The sequence below is a fragment of the Aerococcus sp. L_32 genome, from assembly GCF_050689315.1.
This window is the reverse complement of record NZ_JBOEQF010000941.1, coordinates 1-721: the sequence shown is the minus strand read 5'-3', so window position 1 is coordinate 721 and position 721 is coordinate 1. Positions and strand designations below refer to the sequence as shown.

The window sequence follows — 721 nt, the reverse complement described above, 5'->3', positions numbered from 1 at the left end:
CGGTGATGCGCCAATTTTCTCATCACGTAAAGTAGACAACAAGCAAGTTTTTTTCGGTTTCAACACAGAAGACCAGTCAAAAGACTTTCTAGCAGATAACAATACTGATGGTGTTATCTGTCCAAACTGTGAACATGTTTTACATTATCATAGCATTACCTACAGCAACCTTGGTGACTACTTCTGTCCAAACTGTGGCGTGAGTCGTCCAGAATTAACTTACCAAGTAGAAGAAATTAATGAATTAACACCGGAATCAGCTAGCTTTACAATTGACGGCTACCAATACAGTATTCCAGTTGCTGGTTTATATAATGTCTACAATGCCTTATCAGCCTATTCACTAGGCCGGTATTTTGGTGTTAGCCAAGCAGATATCGCTGAAGGATTGCAAGGGGCTAAACGTATTTTCGGGCGTCAAGAAGCCATTAACGTGGAAGATCACGACTTACGGATTAACCTTATCAAAAACCCTGTAGGTCTAAACCAAATCATCGAATTATGTCTTTTAGAAAAAGCACCATATACCCTAATTTCAGTTTTAAATGACCGCCCCGCTGACGGCCAAGATGTATCATGGATTTGGGATGGTAACTTTGAAAAATTAGCCGAAATGGACAATATTGAAGCTTCTTATGTGGCAGGTATTCGTGTGGCTGACTTATCTAAACGTATGGCAGTCGCTGGCTTTAACCAAGACCAATTAATCCAGTTAGAAGAC

1 protein-coding gene is annotated in these 721 nt (G+C 40.2%); it reads left to right on the top strand.

Features of this window, described 5'->3' with window-relative positions:
* On the top strand, window positions 1-721 hold a 721-nt coding region (locus ACRCJ0_RS17500), incomplete at both ends, for a MurT ligase domain-containing protein (protein ID WP_431391428.1).